The 678-nt window shown below is 65.9% G+C and carries 1 protein-coding gene; it reads left to right on the top strand.

Annotated elements, in window-relative coordinates:
• Nucleotides 1-678: FAD-binding oxidoreductase (locus GY769_10430; protein ID MCP4202338.1), on the top strand; the 678-nt coding region annotated here is incomplete at both ends.

Here is a 678-nt window from a genome sequence, read left to right as displayed (position 1 = left end):
CTCACCGACAAACAGGTGAAGGGCCTCGAGGACGATCACGCCCTGTACGGCAGGCTCGGTCTCGAATCCACCCTGCTCGAAGGCGACGATCTGAGGGCGGAGATCGACTCACCCGTCTTCAAGGCGGGCCTGATGACGCCCTACGGGGCGATTCTCAACCCGGCCAAGCTGGTCCTCGGCATGAAGCGGATCGTCGAAGACTCAGGGGTCGAGATCAGGGAGCGAACCCTGGTCAGCCGGGTGACCCCCGGCAGGACGGTCGTGGTCGACACGGAGCTGGGAGAGATCCGTGCTCCGGTCCTGGTGATGGCGACCAACGCCTACAGTCACAAGCTGGGTTTCTTCCGCAATCGAGTGATGCCGGTCGCCGTCTTCCAGATCGCCACCGAGCCGCTCAGCCCCGCCCAGTGGCAGGCTGTCGGGTGGCGCAACCGGCGGGGCCTGGCCGATGGCAACCCACTGTTCAGCTACAGCCGGCCGACCGCGGATGGGCGGATCGTCATGGGCGGGGTGAGCTCCCAGTACTATGCCGGCGACTCGTTGGCTTCCGGCAACGACAAGGCCGTGACGCGGCTCATCGAAGCGGAGCTCTTCAGGTTCTTCCCGCAGCTGGAGGGATTGGCGATCGAGCACGCATGGGGCGGCACCACCGCGCTGACCATCGGCAACACGCCGTCT

Source organism: bacterium, assembly GCA_024224155.1.
In the GTDB taxonomy this organism is placed as follows: domain Bacteria; phylum Acidobacteriota; class Thermoanaerobaculia; order Multivoradales; family JAHEKO01; genus CALZIK01.
Note: the sequence above shows the minus strand (reverse complement) of the source record. Positions and strands in the feature narration are given on the sequence as shown.